This window comes from Ureibacillus sp. FSL E2-3493 (assembly GCF_038077515.1).
Lineage (GTDB): Bacteria > Bacillota > Bacilli > Bacillales_A > Planococcaceae > Ureibacillus > Ureibacillus halotolerans.
The window spans coordinates 2,986,857-3,008,509 of sequence record NZ_JBBOPK010000001.1 but is presented as its reverse complement, the minus strand read 5'-3'; the positions used below and the strand labels follow the sequence as shown (position 1 = coordinate 3,008,509).

General features: G+C 35.6%; 20 protein-coding genes. 16 read left to right on the top strand and 4 right to left on the bottom strand.

Annotated elements, in window-relative coordinates:
* Positions 1–109 precede the first annotated feature (109 nt).
* From yhbH to MHH69_RS15510, 3 genes are all read left to right on the top strand, one after another.
* Positions 110–1,273 carry a sporulation protein YhbH gene (gene yhbH, locus MHH69_RS15520; RefSeq protein ID WP_341362688.1) on the top strand — a complete coding sequence of 388 codons (1,164 nt, stop codon included), beginning with the start codon at positions 110–112 and terminating at the stop codon, positions 1,271–1,273.
* 39 nt (positions 1,274–1,312) lie between these two features.
* Complete coding sequence (locus tag MHH69_RS15515; protein WP_341362687.1) at positions 1,313–2,713, top strand: SpoVR family protein; 1,401 nt, start codon at positions 1,313–1,315, stop codon at positions 2,711–2,713.
* 352 nt (positions 2,714–3,065) lie between these two features.
* Positions 3,066–3,995, top strand: coding sequence for an SDR family oxidoreductase (locus MHH69_RS15510; RefSeq protein WP_341362686.1), 930 nt, complete (start codon positions 3,066–3,068; stop codon positions 3,993–3,995).
* Between the two features lie 77 nt (positions 3,996–4,072).
* Here the strand turns inward: MHH69_RS15510 and MHH69_RS15505 are convergent, their stop codons facing one another.
* Both MHH69_RS15505 and MHH69_RS15500 read right to left on the bottom strand, forming a co-directional pair.
* Positions 4,073–5,704 (bottom strand): catalase, encoded by a 1,632-nt coding sequence (locus tag MHH69_RS15505; RefSeq protein ID WP_122971516.1) that lies wholly within the window; start codon positions 5,702–5,704, stop codon positions 4,073–4,075.
* A gap of 173 nt (positions 5,705–5,877) precedes the next feature.
* Positions 5,878–7,539 carry a ribonuclease J gene (locus tag MHH69_RS15500; RefSeq protein ID WP_341362685.1) on the bottom strand — a complete coding sequence of 554 codons (1,662 nt, stop codon included), beginning with the start codon at positions 7,537–7,539 and terminating at the stop codon, positions 5,878–5,880.
* A gap of 186 nt (positions 7,540–7,725) precedes the next feature.
* Here MHH69_RS15500 and MHH69_RS15495 point away from each other — a divergent pair, with 186 nt between their 5' ends.
* Together MHH69_RS15495 and MHH69_RS15490 are read left to right on the top strand one after the other, a co-directional pair.
* The gene (locus MHH69_RS15495) at positions 7,726–8,427 is read left to right on the top strand and encodes a DUF421 domain-containing protein (protein ID WP_341362684.1); all 702 of its coding nucleotides are present in this window, start codon (positions 7,726–7,728) and stop codon (positions 8,425–8,427) included.
* A 148-nt stretch (positions 8,428–8,575) separates the two neighbouring features.
* The gene (locus MHH69_RS15490; protein WP_122971519.1) at positions 8,576–9,265 is read left to right on the top strand and encodes a hypothetical protein; all 690 of its coding nucleotides are present in this window, start codon (positions 8,576–8,578) and stop codon (positions 9,263–9,265) included.
* A gap of 47 nt (positions 9,266–9,312) precedes the next feature.
* Here the strand turns inward: MHH69_RS15490 and MHH69_RS15485 are convergent, their stop codons facing one another.
* On the bottom strand, positions 9,313–9,807 hold the full coding sequence (locus MHH69_RS15485; protein ID WP_122971553.1) for a L,D-transpeptidase family protein: 495 nt from the start codon (positions 9,805–9,807) through the stop codon (positions 9,313–9,315).
* 204 nt (positions 9,808–10,011) lie between these two features.
* On the opposite strand from MHH69_RS15485, the gene MHH69_RS15480 reads away from it, so the two are divergent.
* The gene (locus MHH69_RS15480) at positions 10,012–10,893 is read left to right on the top strand and encodes a DMT family transporter (RefSeq protein ID WP_341362683.1); all 882 of its coding nucleotides are present in this window, start codon (positions 10,012–10,014) and stop codon (positions 10,891–10,893) included.
* Between the two features lie 42 nt (positions 10,894–10,935).
* On the opposite strand, the gene MHH69_RS15475 is transcribed toward MHH69_RS15480, so the two are convergent.
* Positions 10,936–11,517 (bottom strand): YitT family protein, encoded by a 582-nt coding sequence (locus MHH69_RS15475; RefSeq protein ID WP_122971521.1) that lies wholly within the window; start codon positions 11,515–11,517, stop codon positions 10,936–10,938.
* A 274-nt stretch (positions 11,518–11,791) separates the two neighbouring features.
* Between MHH69_RS15475 and MHH69_RS15470 the strand changes: the two genes are divergently transcribed.
* From MHH69_RS15470 to MHH69_RS15425, 10 genes are all read left to right on the top strand, one after another.
* A complete protein-coding gene (locus tag MHH69_RS15470; RefSeq protein ID WP_341362682.1) occupies positions 11,792–12,412 on the top strand; it encodes a hypothetical protein in 621 nt (206 codons plus the stop codon).
* Between the two features lie 66 nt (positions 12,413–12,478).
* Positions 12,479–12,712 (top strand): gamma-type small acid-soluble spore protein, encoded by a 234-nt coding sequence (locus tag MHH69_RS15465; protein ID WP_341362681.1) that lies wholly within the window; start codon positions 12,479–12,481, stop codon positions 12,710–12,712.
* A 42-nt stretch (positions 12,713–12,754) separates the two neighbouring features.
* A complete protein-coding gene (locus MHH69_RS15460) occupies positions 12,755–14,092 on the top strand; it encodes a DUF2252 domain-containing protein (RefSeq protein ID WP_341362680.1) in 1,338 nt (445 codons plus the stop codon).
* Between the two features lie 18 nt (positions 14,093–14,110).
* Positions 14,111–14,905 (top strand): arginase, encoded by a 795-nt coding sequence (locus MHH69_RS15455; RefSeq protein ID WP_341362679.1) that lies wholly within the window; start codon positions 14,111–14,113, stop codon positions 14,903–14,905.
* 57 nt (positions 14,906–14,962) lie between these two features.
* Entirely contained in the window at positions 14,963–15,202 is a 240-nt protein-coding gene (locus MHH69_RS15450) for a hypothetical protein (protein ID WP_341362678.1), read from the top strand.
* Between the two features lie 177 nt (positions 15,203–15,379).
* Positions 15,380–16,528 (top strand): acyl-CoA dehydrogenase family protein, encoded by a 1,149-nt coding sequence (locus MHH69_RS15445; protein WP_341362677.1) that lies wholly within the window; start codon positions 15,380–15,382, stop codon positions 16,526–16,528.
* A gap of 52 nt (positions 16,529–16,580) precedes the next feature.
* The gene (locus tag MHH69_RS15440) at positions 16,581–18,086 is read left to right on the top strand and encodes a class I adenylate-forming enzyme family protein (protein ID WP_341362676.1); all 1,506 of its coding nucleotides are present in this window, start codon (positions 16,581–16,583) and stop codon (positions 18,084–18,086) included.
* Positions 18,087–18,099: 13 nt separating this feature from the next.
* Complete coding sequence (locus tag MHH69_RS15435; RefSeq protein ID WP_341362675.1) at positions 18,100–19,281, top strand: acetyl-CoA C-acetyltransferase; 1,182 nt, start codon at positions 18,100–18,102, stop codon at positions 19,279–19,281.
* Between the two features lie 232 nt (positions 19,282–19,513).
* A complete protein-coding gene (locus tag MHH69_RS15430) occupies positions 19,514–20,734 on the top strand; it encodes a carboxylate--amine ligase (protein WP_122971528.1) in 1,221 nt (406 codons plus the stop codon).
* A complete protein-coding gene (locus tag MHH69_RS15425; protein ID WP_122971529.1) occupies positions 20,731–21,456 on the top strand; it encodes an aspartate/glutamate racemase family protein in 726 nt (241 codons plus the stop codon). Before MHH69_RS15430 ends, MHH69_RS15425 begins: the two co-directional genes overlap by 4 nt.
* Positions 21,457–21,653 lie beyond the last annotated feature (197 nt).

Below are 21,653 nucleotides of genomic sequence, written 5' to 3'. Positions count from 1 at the left end.
TTTTTTTTATTAAAATGTAGTGAAATATATCAGAAAATTCGCATATTATAAAAAAAGTGATTTTCCCTTCTTTTAAAAATGGGAAATTTCAAAGATGGGTGAGGATAAAATGAGTGAAAATCAGAATCGAAACTTTGTCGTCTCTCAGGAAAACTGGTCACTCCATCGTAAAGGGTACCAAGATCAACAACGACATATGGAAAAAGTAAAAGATGCAATAAAAAATAATTTGCCAGATTTAATTAGTGAAGAAAGTATTATCATGTCCAATGGTCGTGAAGTGATAAAAATACCTATTCGTTCATTAGATGAGTATAAAATTCGTTATAACTATGGGAAATCGAAACATGTTGGTCAAGGTCAAGGAGATAGTCAAATTGGTGATGTGGTAGCCCGCGACGGTAAACCTGGAAATGAAGCACAAGGTCAAGGGAAAAAAGCTGGTGATCAACCAGGTAACGATTACTATGAAGCTGAAGTTAGTTTAGAAGATGTTCAAAATATGTTGTTCAAAGAATTAGAGCTTCCTAACTTAGAAAAGAAAGAGATGGCAGATATTACGACAGAAAAAATCGAGTTCAATGATATTCGTAAAAAAGGTTTAATGGGCAACATTGATAAGAAAAGAACGATATTAACAGCGATTAAACGGAACGCTATGAAAGGAAAAGCGGAAATTGCGCCTATTCATAACGATGATTTACGTTTTAAAACTTGGGATGAAGTAACAAAACCTGAAACAAGGGCCGTTGTTCTTGCCATGATGGATACGAGTGGATCGATGGGGAATTTTGAAAAATTTTGCGCTCGTAGTTTTTTCTTTTGGATGACGCGCTTTTTAAGAACGAAGTACCAATCCGTTGAAATTGAATTTATTGCCCATCATACAGAAGCTAAAGTTGTAACGGAAGAAGAGTTCTTCACAAAGGGTGAAAGCGGAGGAACTATTTGCTCTTCTGCCTATTCGAAAGCGCTAGAATTAATCGATGAGAAATATAGTCCAGTTCGCTATAATATTTACCCTGTTCATTTCTCGGACGGAGAAAATTTCTCAACGGATAATGAGAAATGTTTGAGATTAGTAAATGAATTAATGGAACTTTCAAGTATGTTTGGCTACGGGGAAGTAAATCCGAATAATCGTTATTCTTCGTTAATGTCAACATTTAAGAAAATTGAAAATCCAAAGTTCCGACATTACATTTTAAGACAAAAGAAAGATGTATATGAAGCATTAAAAAACTTTTTCCAAAAACAGGAGACGACTGTTTAGGGAAAAGGGCCCGAGAATTTTTTAACGGGGGGAAAAGGTGTGGAAAAAGAGCTTCATAAAGCTATTGAAGAAATTACAGAAATTGCAATTGATTTTGGATTAGATTTTTTCCCTATGCATTATGAAATTTGCCCTGCTGATATTATTTATACGATTGGTGCATACGGAATGCCGACTCGTTTCTCCCATTGGAGCTTCGGAAAACAATTTCATAAAATGAAGCTACAATATGATTTAGGTTTAAGCCAAATTTATGAGTTAGTTATCAATTCTAATCCTTGTTATGCTTTTTTACTCGATACGAATTCGTTAACTCAAAATAAATTAATTATAGCCCACGTATTAGCCCATTGTGACTTCTTTAAAAATAATGTGCGCTTTTCAAATACGAGGAGAGATATGGTCGAAAGTATGACCGCAACAGCTGAACGAATTGCAAACTATGAGATGCTTTATGGAAAAGATGAAGTGGAGCAGTTTTTAGATGCTGTGTTAGCCATTCAAGAGCACATTGATCCTTCTATAGTAAGACCTAACTTACTAGAGTATGAAGATGATATAGAAGAAGAGGATAGCTTTGTTTCTAAATCACCTTATGATGATTTATGGGATTTAGATAAAAAAGAAGAACCGAAGCCAACTGTTCGTTATAAGAGAAAAAAATTTCCTCCAAAACCTGAAAAGGATTTGCTCCTTTTTATTGAATTATACAGTCGTGAATTGGAAGAATGGCAAAGGGATATTTTAACGATGATGCGAGAGGAAATGTTATACTTCTGGCCACAATTGGAAACGAAAATTATGAACGAAGGCTGGGCTTCCTACTGGCATCAACGGATTATGAGGGAGTTAAATTTAACAACAGATGAAACGATAGAATATGCAAAATTAAATGCCGGTGTTGTGCAACCGTCCAAAACTTCTATTAACCCTTACTATTTGGGATTGAAGATCTTTGAAGATATTGAAAAACGTTATGATCATCCTACCGAAGAGATGAGACGAATGGGTATAAAACCCGGCTCTGGACGAGAGAAAATTTTTGAAGTGCGAGAAATTGAATCGGATATTTCCTTTATTCGAAACTATTTAACGAAGGAATTAGTAGAACAAGAAGATATGTATTTGTTTGAGAAAAAAGGTTCTGATTATAAAATTACAGATAAGGATTATCGAAATGTAAGAGATCAACTTGTTTCGATGAGAGTAAATGGAGGATTTCCTTATATTGTAGTAGAAAATGGGGACTATTTAAGAAATGGCGAGTTATACTTAAAACATGGTTATGAAGGGATGGAGCTTGACCCCCATTATTTAGAAAATGTGCTTCCGTACATTTATCAACTTTGGGGCCGCCCTGTACATCTAGAAACCTTTGTTGAACAAAAGCCAGTGTTATATACGTATGATGGGAAAAGAAACTACCGAAAGGCATTATAGATAAAAGAGCCCGTAAGCTAAGTTTACGGGCTTTTTTGTTTAAATAATAGGATAATTCCATTCGCATCTTGGGTTCATATAATGGGGTGGTCTAAAGCTTATGGCAGGTAAGAGAAAGGGAACTTTATTGTTTGCATACTGGACTTTTACTTTTTCGTTAGAATGATTTATTAATAACTTATTTACTCCAGGACAATGTTGGGAATAAAACATATAACTCCTCCTATAACTATTTATCCACATATTATTCTCATAAAGGTTATTTAGTGAACTTAATTTTTATAGAGATAGGCACCCAATTCATGTTGTTTACATAAAATGACCATAGTTTTACTTTTACTAGGAGGGTACTATGGAAAACAAAAAGAAAAATGCGTGTATGGACGGTGCATATCCCCTATATCCAAACTATGGAACAATTACCCGAGTGGAAGATATTCCAATAACAGTACCTGAGCAAAGGCAATATCGACAACCAGGATTAGAATGTTTAATGGTGCCGAGACCGATTATTGAAAATCCCCAATATAAAGGATCGATGAAATTAAAAGGGAAAGTGGCATTAATTACTGGTGGAGATAGTGGTATCGGGGCAGCAGTGGCGATAGCATTTGCGAAAGAAGGTGCGGACGTAGCCATTGCTTACTTAGATGAACATGAAGATGCCAATCGTACGAAAAATAGAATTGAAGAACTTGGTAGGCGTTGTTTACTATTACCCGGTGATTTAAGAAATAAAAAGCAATGTGAATATATTGTTCAAAAGACAATCGAAACTTTTGGGAAACTGAATATTTTATGTAACCATGTTGGGATTCAATTTCAGCAATTAAGCTTACTCGATATTACCGATGAACAGTTTGATGATACGTTTAAAGTGAATATTTATTCCCATTTTTACACAACGCGAGCAGCATTGCCCCATTTAAAAGCGGGTAGTTCGATTATCAATACAGCTTCTGTTGTTGCTTATGATGGCAATGAAGAACTAATTGATTACAGTGCGACGAAAGCTGCGAATGTTGGATTTACTAGAGCACTAGCGAATAACTTAGTAAAAAAGGGGATTAGAGTTAATGCCGTTGCTCCTGGTCGAATATGGACGCCGTTAATACCTTCTAGTTTTTCAGCTGATGCTGTAACAATCGCAGGTAATCCAATGCAACGGCAAGGACAGCCTTTTGAATTAGCTCCAACTTATGTATATTTAGCATCGGATGATTCTCGATTTGTAACAGGACAAACGCTTCATGTTAATGGTGGGCAGTTTATGACCTCTTAACAGGAAATGATTTGAATGAAAAAATGCACAAATGTGATGATTATCAGCATTTGTGCATTTCAATTAGTTTCTAAACATTAATATGGATCAGCGTCGTGCCCTTTATCAACAGCATCTTTAACCGCTTGATCTGCTTCTTTTGCGCCAAGAGGATGGGGATTAAATTCTTTACCGAATTCTTCTTTATTGTTCATGGATTTTGCTTTTTCAGCTAATCCTTCCCTTAAACGACGGCCGTATTCCTCGTCCGCTTCATCGGCAAGGGCCATCATTTTATCTTGTATATCCTTTGGACAAATAGCAAGATCGTTAACTAAATTGTTAATAAGTTCATCCTTTTCCCATTGTTCGAAGCTACGATATGTTTCGCCAGCTTGTTTTGTATTATCGTTACGTTCAATGGATTCGCGGACTAAATTCCCCTCAACCTTAGGTGTATATTCCTTGCCAACTTGTTCCGCTTCTTTTAAGCCACCCATACTGGAAGGTTCATAGTTGACATGTAAATTTTGGCCAGGAGCTTTATCGTTGTAGTAACGTAATTGCCCACCTTCTTGGTTTGTAGCTACTCGTTTCTTCGCAGCGTTAATAGGTAGTTGTAAATAGTTGGCACCTACACGATAACGTTGCGTATCCGAATAAGAGAATGTTCTTCCTTGCAACATTTTATCGTCAGAGAAATCTAAACCATCCACAAGAACACCTGTACCAAATGCCGCTTGTTCAACTTCATTGAAGTAGTTTTCAGGATTTTTATTTAAAACCATTCGTCCTACTGGTAACCAAGGGAATTTATCATTTGGCCATAGTTTTGTATCATCTAATGGGTCAAAATCAAGTTCTGGATGTGGACCATCTTCCATAATTTGAACAAATAGTTCCCATTCAGGGTAATCCCCACGTTCAATTGCTTCGTATAAATCTTGGGTCGCATGATTGAAGTTTTTCGCTTGAATCTCTTCTGCTTCTTTCACCGTTAAGTTTTTAATACCTTGCTTCGGTTCCCAATGATATTTTACTAATACAGCTTTCCCTTCATTGTTTACCCATTTATACGTGTTAACTCCGGAACCTTGCATCATTCGATAGTTTGCAGGGATCCCCCATGGTGAGTAAACGAGGGTTACCATATGGAATGTTTCAGGAGAATTCGCACAAAAATCAAAGAAACGACGAGAATCTTGAATATTCGTAACAGGATCTGGACGGAAAGCATGGATCATATCTGGGAATTTCATCGCATCACGAATGAAGAAAATTTTTAAGTTATTCCCTACTAAATCCCAGTTGCCATCCTCTGTATAAAATTTAACTGCAAACCCACGTGGGTCACGAACGGTTTCAGGAGAATGTAATCCATGAACTACTGTCGAGAATCGTACAAATACAGGTGTACGTTTTCCTTTTTCTTGGAACAATTTTGCGCGGGTATATTTTGAAACAGGTTCATTTCCTACTGTACCGTAAGCTTCAAAATAACCATGGGCACCTGCTCCACGGGCGTGTACAATTCGCTCTGGCACTTTTTCACGGTCAAAATGACTTATTTTCTCAATGAAATCATAATTCTCTAAAGTAGCTGGGCCACGGTTGCCAACTGTACGAATGTTTTGGTTATTCGTAATCGGGTGACCTTGCCTGTTCGTTAATGTACCATCGTCCTCAATATTCGTTTGATGTTTTTCTTGGTTAGAAGGGTCTTTTTCCATGAAATATCATCCTTTCTTTTTGTGCACCCTGTTTATCGGTACTATTTGGTGCTAGTGTAAAATAAAAATTGAACATTACTATATTTGCCTATACCGTAAAAAAGTATTCGAAATGGGTAGAGAAAGAAGAAAAAAGTGTTGAACCGATATATACTGATTCAACACTTTCCGATTTATATAGCAAATATGATAGGTAAAATCATTGGCTTTTTCTTTGTTTTTTCTGACAAGAATATACCAACTTCTTTTTTAATAGCTCTTTTCATTCCGAGAATGTTCGGATCTTTAAATGGATCAATCGTTCGTTTTACAATTTCGTTAATATCTTGTATAAGTTTTTCAGAATCTTTTGCGTAAACAAAACCTCGTGAAATACAATCCGGTTCGGAAATGCGACTGCCATCTTCTTTACTTATTGTTAATACAATTACAAGCATTCCTTCTTCAGATAGCTGTTTGCGGTCTCGCAATACGATATCCACGATTTCGTCATCGCCTACATTATCCACATACGTATCCCCAGCTGTAATTTTACGAGTTTGGCGAGCTTCACCATATTCGATATCGACAACATCACCATTTCGAATAATGAACGTATTGTTCCTTTCTACGCCAACTGTCTCTGCTAAAATACGATGTAAATGGAGCATGCGATATTCTCCGTGAATAGGAATGAAATATTTTGGTTTCATGAGAGTTAACATTAGTTTTAAATCTTCTTGATAGCCGTGGCCTGAAACATGCATTCCTGTAATACTTGATGAACCGTAAATGACTCTAGCTCCTAATTGGAAAAGGTTGTCCACAATTTTCGAAACATCCTTTTCGTTTCCGGGAATGGGTGACGCAGCAAAGATGACCGTATCATCTGGTAAAACTTTTACGTCTCGATTGTTGTTTGTTGATAGGCGGGAAAGGGCAGCTAATGGCTCACCTTGGCTCCCAGTACATAAAACAACAACCCTATCTGGTGGATATTGTTTTACATCCCGGGCTTCGATTAACATCCAGTCTGGAATTTCTACATATCCCCGTTCTTTCGCTACTTTTACGACATTTACCATGCTGCGGCCGAGTAATGCAAGTTTTCGATTTGTTTTAATGGCAGCATGTACAATTTGTTGAACCCGATTGACGTTGGAAGCAAAAGTGGAAATAATAATTTTCCCTGTTGCACCCGAAAAAGCTTCTTCAATGTGAGAACCGACTTCATGTTCTGATGGGGTCGAGCCCGGACGTTCAGCATTTGTACTTTCCGAAATAAGCATTAACACCCCTTCTTCACCGATTTTCGCCATTTTATGAATATCTGAGTACTGGTCATTAACCGGTGTTAAATCAAATTTAAAATCCCCAGTATGAACGACATTTCCTTCAGGAGTATGGAATACAATCCCTAAACAATCAGGAATACTATGACTTACCCTAAAAAAACTAACCTGTATTTTTCCAAAATCTAAATGGGATTCTGAATGAATCTCGATTAAAGTAGATTCCCTTAAAAGCTTATGTTCTTTTAATTTTAATTCGATTAACCCAAGGGTGAAACGGGTAGCGTATATAGGTACATTTAACTTTTTTAAAAAATATGGTATCCCACCAATATGGTCTTCATGGCCATGGGTTACAACTAACCCTCGAATTTTATGTTGATTTTCCTGTAAATAACTCACATCAGGAATGATTAAATTAATACCTAATAAAGACTCATCGGCAAACTTTGCTCCGCAATCTACAATGACAAGATCGTCTCCATATTCGATGACATACATGTTTTTGCCGATTTCATTAATACCGCCTAAGGCAAAAATGGATAATGTATTTTTATCAGACAAACTGACCCCTCTTTTCAACGACTTTTACTACAGTTAAGTATAGCTATAACATTGTTGTCCTATACCGGAGAACAAATTCTTAGTAGGAGACGATTTTGATTAGTTTATCTGATAATAATCGCTTGTATATTAATGGAAAAAAGGGCGAGAATAAAACAGATAGATTGATTTGAAGGAAGTGTCATATTGGAATTTTTATATGGACAAGAATCATTAAAAGCAATTCAATGGGTTTTAAGAGCAATCATTGCATTTATCTTTTTGTTTATTGCAGCGAAAATAATGGGACATCGTTCTATTTCACAACTAGGCATACTTGATTTCGCGATGGCAATTACAGTCGGAAATATTATTGCCCATCCATTATCTGATGAAGGGTTGGGAATGGGTGGATCCATGATTACAATGTCCGTATTAATTATTTTGTATATTGGGTGTGTCTATTTAAGTCTTAAATGGATGTCTTTTAGACATTTTATCGAACCAACTCCGTTACCTCTTATTAAAAATGGGCAAATTCTTTCAAAAAACTTAACAAAAGCTAGAATATCCATAGATTATTTACTAGCAGAGTTACGGAAAGACAAAATAGAAGATATTCAAAAAGTTGCCTTTGCCTTTTGGGAAGCAGATGGGACCATTTCAAGTTTCCTTTATCCTGAAAATCAACCACTCACTCAAAAGGATATCAATATGCCACAGCAGCAATACACTTTACCAATTGTCATTATTAAAGAAGGGAAAATTGATTTTAATCAACTAAGCAATATAGCACAAAATGAAGAGTGGATAAAAAATGCAATCCTTTCCACATATAAAGTAGATATTCAAGATGTTTTATTAGCTACAATTGATCAACAAAATAACTTAAAAGTGTTTTTATATTAACATTCATTTTAAATAGAAATAGAATCCGTTTTAAGGATTCTATTTTTTTTCTGTTTTTTAATTAAAAAGAGAATGAAATGGAAGGTTGGGGAATACTATTTTTATAACTACTAGAAAACTTAAAAACTAGAAGAATGGGGTGAGAAGGTTGTTCCAGTTATTTTTATTATTATTAGAAGTTATCTATCTTTTTTTAGCATTTAAAACTGGTAAAGCACTCTTTTTTATCATTGCCGTTGGGTTAGGTTTTTGGTGGCTATATGAATTAAATAAAGATGTTCGAAAACGCAACGAGGCATTATTAAATGATACGATTGAACAAGTAGAACAGTATCCCCATACCCGTTATATCGTTTCTGCCGATTATTTAAATGCGTTAATGATTGATGAATATACGAATACATTACGAATATTGGAAAGGGAAGACATCGATGATGAATTTGAAAAAAAGGAATATCATTTTCAAGAAATTTATGAAATAGCGATAGTAGAAGATAATAAAAATGTTGCACTAACATCCAAGGGTGGTGTCCATGGTTGGTCGTTAATTGATGGCGGTGCAAAAATCGATGTCCATGTAAATGATGTAGAAGATTCAGAAGAGAAAAAGGATAAAGAAGTAAAAAAATTAATGCTTAAAATGGTAGTAGATGATTTATCCAGTCCAATAGTGGAATACGTTTTTCTAGACAATAAACAAGCGATTCCAAAGGATTTAGACGAATATAAAGATCTGTTTAAAGAATGTCAAAAATGGTACCAAAAAATTAGTTTGATTATTAAACGAAACGAGGTAGAAAAGGATAGAAATGAAATGGTTATAAAGGGATGGACTTAATCTTTTAACTGCTTGCAGTAATGCAAGTTTTTTTATGTCTACATTTACTATGGATGTATTGTAACGCGAGTCCCGATTGGGATTGTTCTAGCTAATTCTTCGACGTCTTCGTTGTACATCCGAATACATCCCCGAGAAACAGCCTGACCAATCGAACTCGGATCGTTTGTACCGTGGATACCATAACTTTGTTTTGATAAACTCATCCACATCGTTCCATATGGACCACCTGGATTTGGTGCTCTATTAATAATAATAAAATCACCAACTGGCGTCTCGTACAACATTCTTCCAACGGCTATTGGATATTGTTTTTGAAGGACACCGTCCCGAAAAAGTCTTAGCCAACGACCGTTTATTGACACTTCGATTCGATAAGGGAGTGTATTAGGATCCGGAAAACCGGGAATTTCAATTAATTGCCCTACGTTAATCACATTTGGATTAATATTCGGGTTGGCTTGGATAATGGCTGACAAAGGTGTTCGATAATCTAAAGAAATTTGGTTTAACGTTTCCCCGCTTTTAACCGTATGAAGCAGTGTCATCATCTCCGTTCAACATAATATCTTTCTATTCTATGCATAGGTTCCTCGCAAAAAAATATGTATCGCAAATATTTAACAAGCAACGAAAGCCGATTTATTTACAGAAAGGGAATTGTTTAATATAAATAAATATTCAAATTTATTTTTCGTTTGTTTATAATGATATTTATTTATAAAGAACGGTAAATGGAGGCCATTATGCGGAAATACGTTGGAGAATTGATGCTATGTATTACAGCGATTATATGGGGGAGTGGCTTTGTTGTTAGTGCAATTTCCCTTGATCATTACTCACCTTATCAAGTATTAGCTGGTCGTTTTTTAGTTGGTTTTATTATATTAAGTATGATTTTTTATAAGAAATTAAAAGGGATACATATCGGAGTGATTAAAAAAGGATTTGTATTAGGATTCTTTTTATACGTAGCTTTCGCTTTGCAAACGGTAGGTCTACAGTTTACGACACCTTCCAAAAATGCCTTTTTAACTGCTGTAAACGTTGTACTTGTTCCGTTTATAGCCTATCTCTCTTATAAAAGAAAAATTGATAAGTTCGAATTGGCCGGTGCCATTTTAGCGATTATCGGTATTGGATTCCTATCTTTACAATTATCAATGGATCTTAATATTGGAGATCTTTTAACATTAGGTTGTGCTGTAGCATTTGCTTATCAAATTTTTTATACGTCCAAATATGTAAAGGAAGAGGATCCAATTACGTTAACGATTATACAAATGGCTGTTGCAAGTCTGTTAGCGTGGATTGTTGTTTTATTCAAAGGAGAAGTTCATTATTCAATGGAAATAGAAGCAGTATCTTCTATTATTTATTTAGCGGTTTTTTCAACAACTATCGCTTATTTATTCCAAACAATTGCGCAAAAATTTACGAACGAAACGAAAACAGCTATTATTTTATCAACGGAATCCTTTTGGGGAATGGTTTTTTCGGTACTCCTTTTAAATGAAGTGTTAACGATAAGAATGGTGATAGGTGCGATTTTAATTCTTTGTGCCATAATTATTTCTGAAACAAAGTTATCCTTCCTTAAAAGGAAGCAACTCGGAAAATTAACTTAAATGTCTCTTTAATCTAGAGGCATTTTTTATTTGCCAAAATCCTTAAGAATGCTTTTCAAGATGACGACGACTTGTCATTATGCTCGTTGTAATTCCAACGATAAATATCGTGACGATAGATAAAAATAACGTCCTTGTGGAAATAAAAATCCCACCTAAGCCAACTACAGCAGCATCAATAAAAAAGATAACAATCCCCACATTCATTGCCGTTTTATCAGCGATAAATTGGGCTAGTAAGTCTGTCCCACCTGTACTCGTCTTATAACGAAGCATGAGACCAATACCTAAACCTACAAGGATTCCACCTAATATCGAACTGATGAGTGGATCGAACTGAACAATGGAACGAAGTGGTTTGAACATATCAATAATAAGGGAAGATATAAGTAAGCCGTGGAGGCTATTGTAAAAATAATTTTTATATTTAAACCAGGCTAAAATAAAAATGGGAATACTTAAAACAATAATCATTAAACCAATTTTTAAATGAAACAAATAATGGGTTATTAAAGAAAGTCCAATAATTCCGCCATCTAAAATTTCATAGGGGGTTAAAAAAACATTAATACCTAAAGATAGAAAAATACTTCCTACAACAATTGCTATTCCTTTCCGTATCATGCAATTCTCCTCGTAAAATGGACATGCATCATTTTATGAGGAAGTAGGGCAGAAAATGTATGACTAATTTGTTACTTAAATAATTTGTAGTATCAGCATTGAAAAAAACATTATCCATTATTTTTCTAATAAATGGTTTTAAACTATGAACTCTCTTGATTATGGCGTTGTCTAGAAGCGAGGAAATTATACAAAAGAAAAAAATTAATTGCACTCATAATAAAACAGATAATTGCCATGATAAGCACATAACATTTTTGGAGGTGTTTTTGACATGCAAAACAATAATGGTAATGGTAATGGTAAGCGATTCACATCAGCTGGTACTGATATTAATGAAGTAAAGCGCCAAAATGCACAAGGTTCTTCAGGATCTTCCTTTGGTACTGATCCACAAAAAGTAAAAGAAGAAATCGCTCAAGAAGCGGGTCCATTTGCCTTCGGTAAAACAGGACAAGCTGGTCAAGCGGGTCAACAATCTTCTTTCAGTAACCCATCTATCGGGACAAACCCACAAAAAGTAAGAGAAGAAATCGCTCAAGAAGCGGGTCCATTTGCCTTCGGTAAAACAGGACAAGCTGGTCAAGCGGGTCAACAATCTTCTTTCAGTAACCCATCTATCGGGACAAACCCACAAAAAGTAAGAGAAGAAATCGCTCAAGAAGCGGGTCCATTTGCTTTCGGTAAAACAGGACAAGCTGGACAAGCAGGGAAACAATCTTTCGGTAACCCATCTATCGGGACAAACCCACAAAAAGTAAGAGAAGAAATCGCTCAAGAAGCAGGACCGTTTGCTCAATCAGGACCTTCTGCAAATCAAACAGTGACAGGTACTGATATCAATGAAGTAAAACGCCAAAACCAACAAGCAGAACAAGGTAAGAATAAGTTCTAGTTTGGAAAAACGCAAAACGCCTCTTTATGGGGCGTTTTTTATATCCTTTAGCGGGGTGATGGAAAGATGGATAACAATGGACATCGTTTTACTGTTGCTGGAACTGATATAGAAGAAGTAAAACGAAAAAATGCAGAAGCGGGTATGTCCTATAAAGAAGTGCTGCAATTGTTAGCTAAAACAGGTGGACATAACACGAAACAATACAGCAATACAAAGGTTGAGGAAGTTAAAAAGAAAATTTATCCATATAATTATAGCCCATCTGGGTTCTTTTTTATTTTCATTCAATTGGTTTGAAATAATGGGTATAATTGTAATATGAGAAAAGGAGGGGGTGTTATGGAAGCGTTATTAAACCGTGTGAAAGACACAAGGGAAGTTTTACGAAAATTAGTTATTGATACAGTATTGAATGAATTTGATGGACACTGTATGGTATTGAGTGATGAGAAAAGAAAAATGAAGTATACAAAAATGATGGAAAGTCCTTTTCGTTTTTTTAGAGGCAGTGCTTATTTATTTTACTATGATATGTCAAAAATTCCGTTTTCCTTTCATACAAGTATTGATAAACCGACTTGGATTCAAGGTGACTTACATATGGAAAACTTTGGGGCTTTTCAAAACGAAAAAGGCGAGATTGTTTACGATGTGAATGACTTTGATGAAGGATACATAGGTTCCTATTTATATGATCTTATACGTATGTCTGTAAGCATTGCATTATCTTGTGAAGCTCAAGGACTCTCTAATCATGAGCAACAAAGACAAATAAAAGCATATATTGATGCCTATTACCATCAATTGAAACGGTTTAAAAAAGGAAAGGATGATCCGTTTAGTTTAACCTTTACTGAACAAAATACAAAGGGTCCTGTAAAAAAGGTTTTAAAAAAGCTGGGGAAAAGACAACGAGACCATTTGTTAAAAGATATTACCTACATTAACAATGAGGGGAAACGAGTATTTTCTTGGTCAGAAGAAATTGAGCCGGTTTCCTTTGAAGAAAGTACGATGCTTAAAACGTTAACGGAGAACTACTTCCATTCGTTAGATATAGAAGATAAAAAAGAGTTTTCCTTTTATACAATAAAAGATATTGCGAGAAAACATGGCACAGGTACAGCTTCTATTGGGTTAGATCGATATTACATTTTAATTGAAGGGGAAAAGGATGCAAACGGAGTGGATGATTTAGTACTTGAAGTAAAAGAAGTACGCACCCCAATACCAGCTTACTTTCTACCTTATCGCGAAAAATTTTGGAAAAAATACGACCATCAAGGGAAACGGGTTGTGGCAACTCAAAAGGCAATGCACCATTTAGAAGATCCTTATCTTGGTTATTTAACAATTGACGGACGGGAGTTTTACGTGCGGGAACGTTCACCTTATAAAAAGAAAGTGAAAATAACTTCCCTTTTAACGTCAGAGGATTTTGAAGCAACTGTCCAAATTATGGGGAAAGTGACCGCTAAAATTCATGCTCGGGCAGATGTTAATACGGAAAACGAACTGTTCAACCATGAAAGTGAAGAAGAAATTTTAAATGCAATTGGTCAAGACTTTGAAACGTTTTGCAATCAAATTATTTTTGTCTCAATGGCCTATAAAGAACAAGTCAATCAAGATTATGATCTTTTTTGCACGTGGGTTTCTGAGAAATGGAACGATTAAATAAGGTTGTTCTATCATTTGAAATTAAAATTTTTAAAAATTAAGATTGATATAGTAAGCCCATATGATTATATGAGCTTACTATTCGATATTGATTTTGAGGTGATAGAATTGACAAATAGCTTATTATCCATTGATTGGGACTATTTTATTTCCACAAAAAATCAAAACATTGTATCATTCGTTGAAAATAAACGAACCATATTAGATGATTGGTATAAACGATATTTACAGGCGAAAAGTAAGGGTATCAATTTACAAAAATTATACCAACTTTCTGAAGAGACGAAGACTTTTTGGCGCAAAATTAAAAAAGTATTTCATTATGATGGTGACACTCCTGTATTTGTATCGGATTCCCATGCCTTATCCTACGATCTTGTTAAAATGTATCAATGTGACGAAGTATTTCTTTTCGATGCCCACTCTGATTTAGGGTATGGCGGATTATCCTCTTTAAAATTTGATGTCAATTGTGCTAATTGGTTAGGGAAACTATTACATGAGGATGTAATTGAACAGGCGAACATCGTTTATAGCCCTTACACTTTAGAAAAACCATCATTTTTTAAAGAAATCAACCGTTTATATAATGTAAACTATTTAAAATTTAATGATATTCAAGGAAAAATAAAAATACGTGCTATCCATATTTGTCGATCGGGAGCATGGAGTCCACCTTGGTTCGATTCAACATTCATTGAATTCATAAATAGTTTAGGTTTACGATACGAAATAAAGGATTGCCCTGCTCGAAATTGGAACCCGAATAATATTAGCTTTTCCGAGCAGTTAACCTATTTAATGGCTTAATCCTTTGGAATAATTTATCGATACTCACACACACTAAGTAAAAAGGAGTGGGTATTCATGAATAAAGAAAGAGATTCCTTTCCCGAATCGAAAAAGGTGTTTGAAGATTTACCTATAACAGATAAACCGGATATGGTCGAGTCAGAGAATATTAGCCTTTTTGATTTACATGAAGATATGCAAACTGTAGACGCAATTCCAGTACAAGAATTAAATAAACGTGTAAAAACAGAAGATGATGAATTAATTACTGAAGTTTTTAGAAAAGAATCTCCCGATGAGAAAAAACATAGTTAATAGAAGGTGCTGCCTAAGTTAAAGGTGGCACTTTTTCTTTTATATTCTACTTTATGCCTCGATATTCTTGAAAAAATATAAATAAATTCTATGTCCTTATATTGAATAGTTCATAGGGCATTGTTAAAATTCAATTATATTTTCAGAAAAATCCAACAACTGATAGGGGAGATAGAGATGTCAGGGGATTTCTTTTCAGAAGAACATAATATGTTCCGTCGAACCTTGAGAAAAATGTTAGAAAAAGAAGCTTATCCATATTTCGAGGAATGGGAACGTAAGAGGGAAGTACCGAGAGCCTTTTGGTCAAAGTTAGGGGAACAGGGATATTTATGTCCGATGGTAAGTGAAACGTATAGTGGATTAGGCCTTGATTTTGGTTATTCTATGATTTTAGCAGAAGAGTTAGAACGGGTAGGAGCAGGGCTTGCTAGTGGCATTGTCCTCCATTCAGATATCGTCATTCCGTATATTGAACAATACGGAACGGAGGAACAAAAGAAAAGGTGGCTACCAAAAAGTATAACAGGAGAGTTCATTTCTGCTATTGCGATGACTGAGCCAGGAGCAGGCTCTGATTTAGCAGGTATTCAAACGACGGCTTATCGGGAAGGAGATTTTTATATATTAAATGGCGAAAAAACATTTATTACAAATGGAATTAATGCTGATTTCGTCGTCGTTGTTTGCAAAACGAATCCAAACGTTAATCCATCTCACAGAGGGATTAGTTTAATCGTTGTAGAAAAAGACACGCCTGGATTTAAACGGGGAAAAAAGTTAAACAAGATCGGAATGCATTCATCAGATACAGGTGAACTTATTTTCGAAGATGCAAAAGTCCCTGCTGAAAACTTGCTCGGGGAAGAAGGAAAAGGGTTTTACTATTTAATGGACAAATTACAACAGGAACGTCTGCTAGTAGCCATCGAAGCGCAAGTGGAAGCAGAGGAAATGTTCCGCATTACGAAGGAATATGTCAAATCTCGAAAGGCCTTTAACCGTTCAATTGCCGATTTTCAAAATACACAATTTAAATTAGCGGAAATGGCTACGGAAATTGATATTGGACGGAACTACATTCATACATTAGTAGCAAAACGTATCGCAGGAGAAAAATTAGTAAAGGAAGTTTCAATGGCGAAATGGTGGATCAGTGAAATGGCAAAAAAAGTTGCTGCCGAATGTCTTCAACTTCATGGGGGGTATGGTTATATGGAAGAATATGAGATTGCTAGACGATTTAGAGATATTCCAGTAGCAGCGATTTATGCTGGGACGACAGAAATTATGAAGGGGATTATTGCAAAGGAAATATTGAAGTAACAAAAGTATGGATTAGGGGATATTCGGTTGTTCACAAATGATAACAGGGGGAATGGGAATGTTTATTACGGAGGTATTAGCACAACATGCGATGGATAGGCCAGATGCATCGGCAATTGAATATGAAGGGAATCGATGGACATATCGGGAGCTATTAAATAATGCGCAGAAAATAGCGGGTTACATGCAACAGCAAGGATATAAAAAAGGAGACATCGTTGCGCAATTTATGCTTAATTCGGACTTGTTTATGGCTGTTTATTATGGGGTACAGCTTGCAGGATTGACAATTATGCCAATTAATACAAAGCTTGCACCTCCTGAAGTAGAATATATTTTTATGCATTCAGAAGCAAAGGTACTTATTTTTGATGAAAAAATGGAAGAGACAATTAAAGATTCTACTTATAACTTTAAAGAAAAAATCAATTTATCCAAAATACGTGAAATAATTCAAGCTGACTCTGTTCAATATGAGCCTGTTTCATTACAAGGAAATGATACTTCAGTCGTTATGTATACGTCGGGTACGACTGGGAAGCCAAAAGGAGTCATGCTTTCCCATCAGAATGTTTATGAAACAGCAGCTATTTGGTCTGAATCGATGAACATGACAAAAGATGATCGGATGTATATTTGTACCCCTCTTTTCCATTGTGCAGGAAGTCATGTATTTGCTGTACCAACAATGTTTAAAGGTGGTGCAGTGGTAATTGAAGAAGCCTTTTCACCAAGTCGTAAATTGAAAAAGTTAGTTGAAACAGAGGCTACTATTTTCTTTGGTGTTCCAGCGATGTACACGATTTTATTAAATATGCCAGAGTTAACAAATTATCATTTTGAACATTTACGATTGTTTTGCTATGGAGCAGCGCCGATGCCCTATGAGCTAGTAAAACGGTTAAAAGACACTTTCCCTCTAGTGAAAGTTCAAAATTTATATGGACAAACGGAAAATTCGCCAGCCGCTTCATCATTAACAGATGAATATGCATTAGAGAAAATTGGTTCTGTTGGCAAACCGTTAACCCGTACACAAATTAAAATTGTGGATTCTTTTGGAGAAGAAGTGGCAGTAGGTGAGGTAGGAGAAATTTGTGTAAAAGGTCCCCAAGTGATGAAAGGTTACCTTCATAATCCGGAAGAGACATCGAATACGATTAAAAATGATTGGCTTTATTCGGGTGATTTAGGTCGTTTCGATGAGGAAGGTTTTTTATATATTGTCGACCGAAAGAAAGATATGATCATTCGCGGTGGTGAAAATATTTACCCAATCGAAGTGGAGGAAGTATTATATCAAATTCCACAAGTTTTAGAGGCGGCCATTGTTGGTGTACCCCACGAAGTATATGGGGAAGTACCGAAAGCGTTTGTTGTATTGAAAGAGGGTCACACCGTTTCTGAAGAAGAAATCGTAACATACTGTAGTACACAGCTGGCAAAATATAAAGTGCCGATTGAAGTTGAATTTTTAGATCAATTACCTCGTAATGCATCGGGGAAAGTATTGAAACATACGTTAAGACCGCAACAAAGTAAAGCAACTCATTTATAAGGGAGGGAAATAGATGGAAAATGTTTATATAGTAGATGGTGCACGTACTGCTTTTACATCCTTTGGCGGTTCCTTTTCTAAAGTAGATGCAGTGGAACTTGGCACATCCACTGCAGTAGAAGCATTGAAAAGATCCAATGTTCGACCGGAACAAATCGACCATGTCATCTATGGGAGTGTCATTGCATCCAATGTAAATGCCTCCTACTTAGCACGGCATATAGGGTTAAAAGCAGGTGTTCCAAAGGAAGTTCCTGCATTAACGTTAAACCGTTTATGTGGTTCAGGGATGCAATCGATTGTGACAGCAGCTCAACATATTTTATTAGAGGAAGGGAATATTATCCTTGCTGGTGGAACTGAAAACATGTCCCAATCTCCTTATGCGAATTTTGAGCAACGATTCAATGGATCAAAAATGGGGAACTTACAATTTGTTGATATGCTACAAGCTACATTAACGGATCAATATACTGGATCAGGTATGGGGATGACTGCAGAAAAACTAGCTGAAATGTATAACATATCTCGTGAAGAACAAGATGAATTTGCCCTTCTATCGCATAAAAGAGCATCCCGTGCGCGGGAATCGGGCTATTTTAAAGAAGAAATCGTACCTTTCACTGTCCAGTTAAAGAAAAGTGAAATTTCCATTGAAATCGATGAACATATAAAAGACAACACAAATATAGAAAGCTTATCGACCCTTCGCCCTGCATTTAAAAAGGATGGAACAGTTACTGCTGGTAATTCGTCAGGTATAAATGATGGTGCGGCATCTATTGTAGTTGCAAGTGGAAAAGCTATAAAAGAAAATGACCTACAACCTATAGCACGTATTGTTTCTTGGGGAGTTGCGGGAGTTGATCCTTCCATTATGGGGATTGGTCCAGTCCCTGCAATAAAACTGGCTCTACAACGGGCTAACTTAGCGCTACATGATATAGATTTAGTCGAAGTAAACGAAGCCTTTGCAGCCCAGTACTTAGCTGTAGAAAAAGAACTCGGATTAAATCGCGACATAACAAACGTAAACGGTGGCGCTTTAGCATTAGGACATCCAGTTGGAGCGAGTGGTACACGAATCATTTTAGCCGCAGCTTATGAACTCAAACGACGTGGAGGGAAGTATGCTGTTGCTAGTCTTTGTATTGGCGGCGGACAAGGAATTGCGTTAGTGATTGAAGCGGTATAATCGTTTGAAGTGCTAGTGAAAAAACGACTAGCACTTTTATTAATGGGAAAATTTACGGGAAAGGCAATTTTAGTTACGTATCCTTATTAACATATTTCTAAAATGTGATAAACTATTTTTTATACTGACATGACTGTAAAATTTACCGTTTCTCAGTAAGTCAAATTTCATTCAATTACATCGATCAATTTTATTTTTAACTACTAAAACAACTAAAGTGAGCTGAAACATAATGGAACAACCATTTTTACCAATATTATTAGGTTCTGACATGAACGCTTATGGCATGGCGCGAGCATTTTACGAGGCTTATGGATTAAAGCCACTCGTATTAGGGCGCTCCCATTTAACAGCGACCCAAGATAGTCGCATTTTAAACTTTCAACAAATTGATAAATTAAATGAACAGGATGTATTTGTTCCTGCCCTTGAAAAAGTAGCAAAGCAATTTCCTGATAAGAAATTGTTATTACTCGCTTGTGGCGATGATTATGCGAAGTTAATTATTAAAAATAAGCCAGAACTTGAAAAATATTTCACGGTGCCATATATAGATGAATCGTTAATGGATCAAATTTTATTAAAAGAAAACTTTTATAAAATGTGTGAAAAATATGATTTTAAATATCCTGGTACAACAACGGTTACTGCTGATAACTATGAAAACTTCACGCCACCTTTTGAATATCCAATTATTTTAAAGGCATCCAACTCAGTAGCTTATTGGGCATGTAAATTCCCAGGGAAAAAGAAAGTGTTTGTGGCAAATAATGAAGAAGAAAAAACGGCTATTTTAAAAGCAATTTACAGTTCTTCTTATCAAGATACAATGATTGTACAAGAATTCATTCCTGGTGATGATTCTTATATGCGTGTATTAAATGCGTATGTTGGAAAAGACGGCAAAGTTAAATTAATGTGCCTTGGAAATCCAATTTTGGAAGAGCACTCACCTGAAGGAATCGGTAGTTATGCGGCAATCATTACTACGTTCGATGAAAAATTAATGGACAAAGTTCGTTTCTTTTTAGAAGATATCGGGTACACAGGTTTTGCTAACTTCGATATGAAATATGATGTGCGTGACGGTGAGTACAAGCTATTTGAAATTAATTTGCGTAACGGACGCTCAAGTTATTTTGTTACAGCAGCTGGCTATAACTTAATGAAATATGTTGCAGATGATTATATGTTAAACATTAAGCAAGAGTTAACATATGCGGACAACAAACATTTATGGATGATTATTCCAAAAGGCGTATTATTTAAATACGCTTCCAATGAAAAGATGAAAATTGAAGCAAAAAGTTTAATTCGCCAAGGAAAATGGACAAACTCATTGTTTTATAAAGAAGACATGAATCCGAAACGTTGGGTTAAACTAACGTTAAATAATTTAAATTATTTCCGTAAATATAAAAAATACTTTAACAAAAAAGGTTTGGAAGAATGAGAAAAACATTAGGTATTATTGGTGGTGTCGGACCGTTAGCAACTATGTTTATAGGCGAAATGATTGTTCGCCGTACGAAGGCATCAAAAGATCAAGAACATGTCCATACTATTATCGATAATGATACTTCGATTCCAGATCGTACAGCATATATTTTAGATCAAACAAAGGATAATCCAGTTCCTTATTTAATAAACGATGCTAAAAAGCTTGCTAATGCTGGAGCAGATTTAATTTGTATTCCTTGTAATACAGCCCATAGTTTTTATGATGAATTGCAGATGGCTTCCCCCGTCCCTGTATTACATATGATACGCGAGACGGCGAAAAGAGCTGCAACGTTAGGAGCAAAACGAGTTGGGATTTTAGCCACAGATGGCACATTAACATCAGGTGTTTATCAAAGGGCTTTAATGGAACAGCATATTGAACCTGTTATTCCAAATGGAATGATTCAGCAGCAAGTCATGTCAGTTATATATGACTATGTGAAGGCAGGCAAAGAAGTTTCGATTTCCCAATGGCAAGTAATCGAGCAAGCAATGCTTCAAATGAACTGCGATAAAATCATATTAGGTTGTACAGAGCTATCAATAGTAAATAAAGAACTAAAGCTAAGTAATCGTTACATTGATTCTCTTATTGTCCTTGCGGAAAGTGCCATCGTTGCATGTGGGTATGAATTAGCACACCCTAATGTTCCGTTAAAATTGAACGTATAAACTAGAAATATTTGGATGTAATAGTGAGTATTTACCTGTATATAAAAGGTAAATGCTCATTTTTTTTATAGTTAAATGGTCCTTCTTTGAATTAATAATTGGTAGGTAAGGGTCATTTACCTTTAATAGGAAATAGTAGATAATGGGTTTTGAAATAAATACCAAAAAAATGAGTAATAATTGGTAAAAAAACTTAT

Coding starts and splice junctions, on each gene's coding strand:
- MHH69_RS15445 (WP_341362677.1), top strand. CDS start 15,380: ATGTCAGGGGATTTCTTTTCAGAAGAACATAATATGTTCCGTCGAACC.
- MHH69_RS15470 (WP_341362682.1), top strand. CDS start 11,792: ATGCAAAACAATAATGGTAATGGTAATGGTAAGCGATTCACATCAGCT.
- MHH69_RS15475 (WP_122971521.1), bottom strand. CDS start 11,517: ATGATACGGAAAGGAATAGCAATTGTTGTAGGAAGTATTTTTCTATCT.
- MHH69_RS15510 (WP_341362686.1), top strand. CDS start 3,066: ATGGAAAACAAAAAGAAAAATGCGTGTATGGACGGTGCATATCCCCTA.
- MHH69_RS15440 (WP_341362676.1), top strand. CDS start 16,581: ATGGGAATGTTTATTACGGAGGTATTAGCACAACATGCGATGGATAGG.
- MHH69_RS15425 (WP_122971529.1), top strand. CDS start 20,731: ATGAGAAAAACATTAGGTATTATTGGTGGTGTCGGACCGTTAGCAACT.
- MHH69_RS15480 (WP_341362683.1), top strand. CDS start 10,012: ATGCGGAAATACGTTGGAGAATTGATGCTATGTATTACAGCGATTATA.
- yhbH (WP_341362688.1), top strand. CDS start 110: ATGAGTGAAAATCAGAATCGAAACTTTGTCGTCTCTCAGGAAAACTGG.
- MHH69_RS15465 (WP_341362681.1), top strand. CDS start 12,479: ATGGATAACAATGGACATCGTTTTACTGTTGCTGGAACTGATATAGAA.
- MHH69_RS15450 (WP_341362678.1), top strand. CDS start 14,963: ATGAATAAAGAAAGAGATTCCTTTCCCGAATCGAAAAAGGTGTTTGAA.
- MHH69_RS15430 (WP_122971528.1), top strand. CDS start 19,514: ATGGAACAACCATTTTTACCAATATTATTAGGTTCTGACATGAACGCT.
- MHH69_RS15460 (WP_341362680.1), top strand. CDS start 12,755: ATGGAAGCGTTATTAAACCGTGTGAAAGACACAAGGGAAGTTTTACGA.
- MHH69_RS15435 (WP_341362675.1), top strand. CDS start 18,100: ATGGAAAATGTTTATATAGTAGATGGTGCACGTACTGCTTTTACATCC.
- MHH69_RS15505 (WP_122971516.1), bottom strand. CDS start 5,704: ATGGAAAAAGACCCTTCTAACCAAGAAAAACATCAAACGAATATTGAG.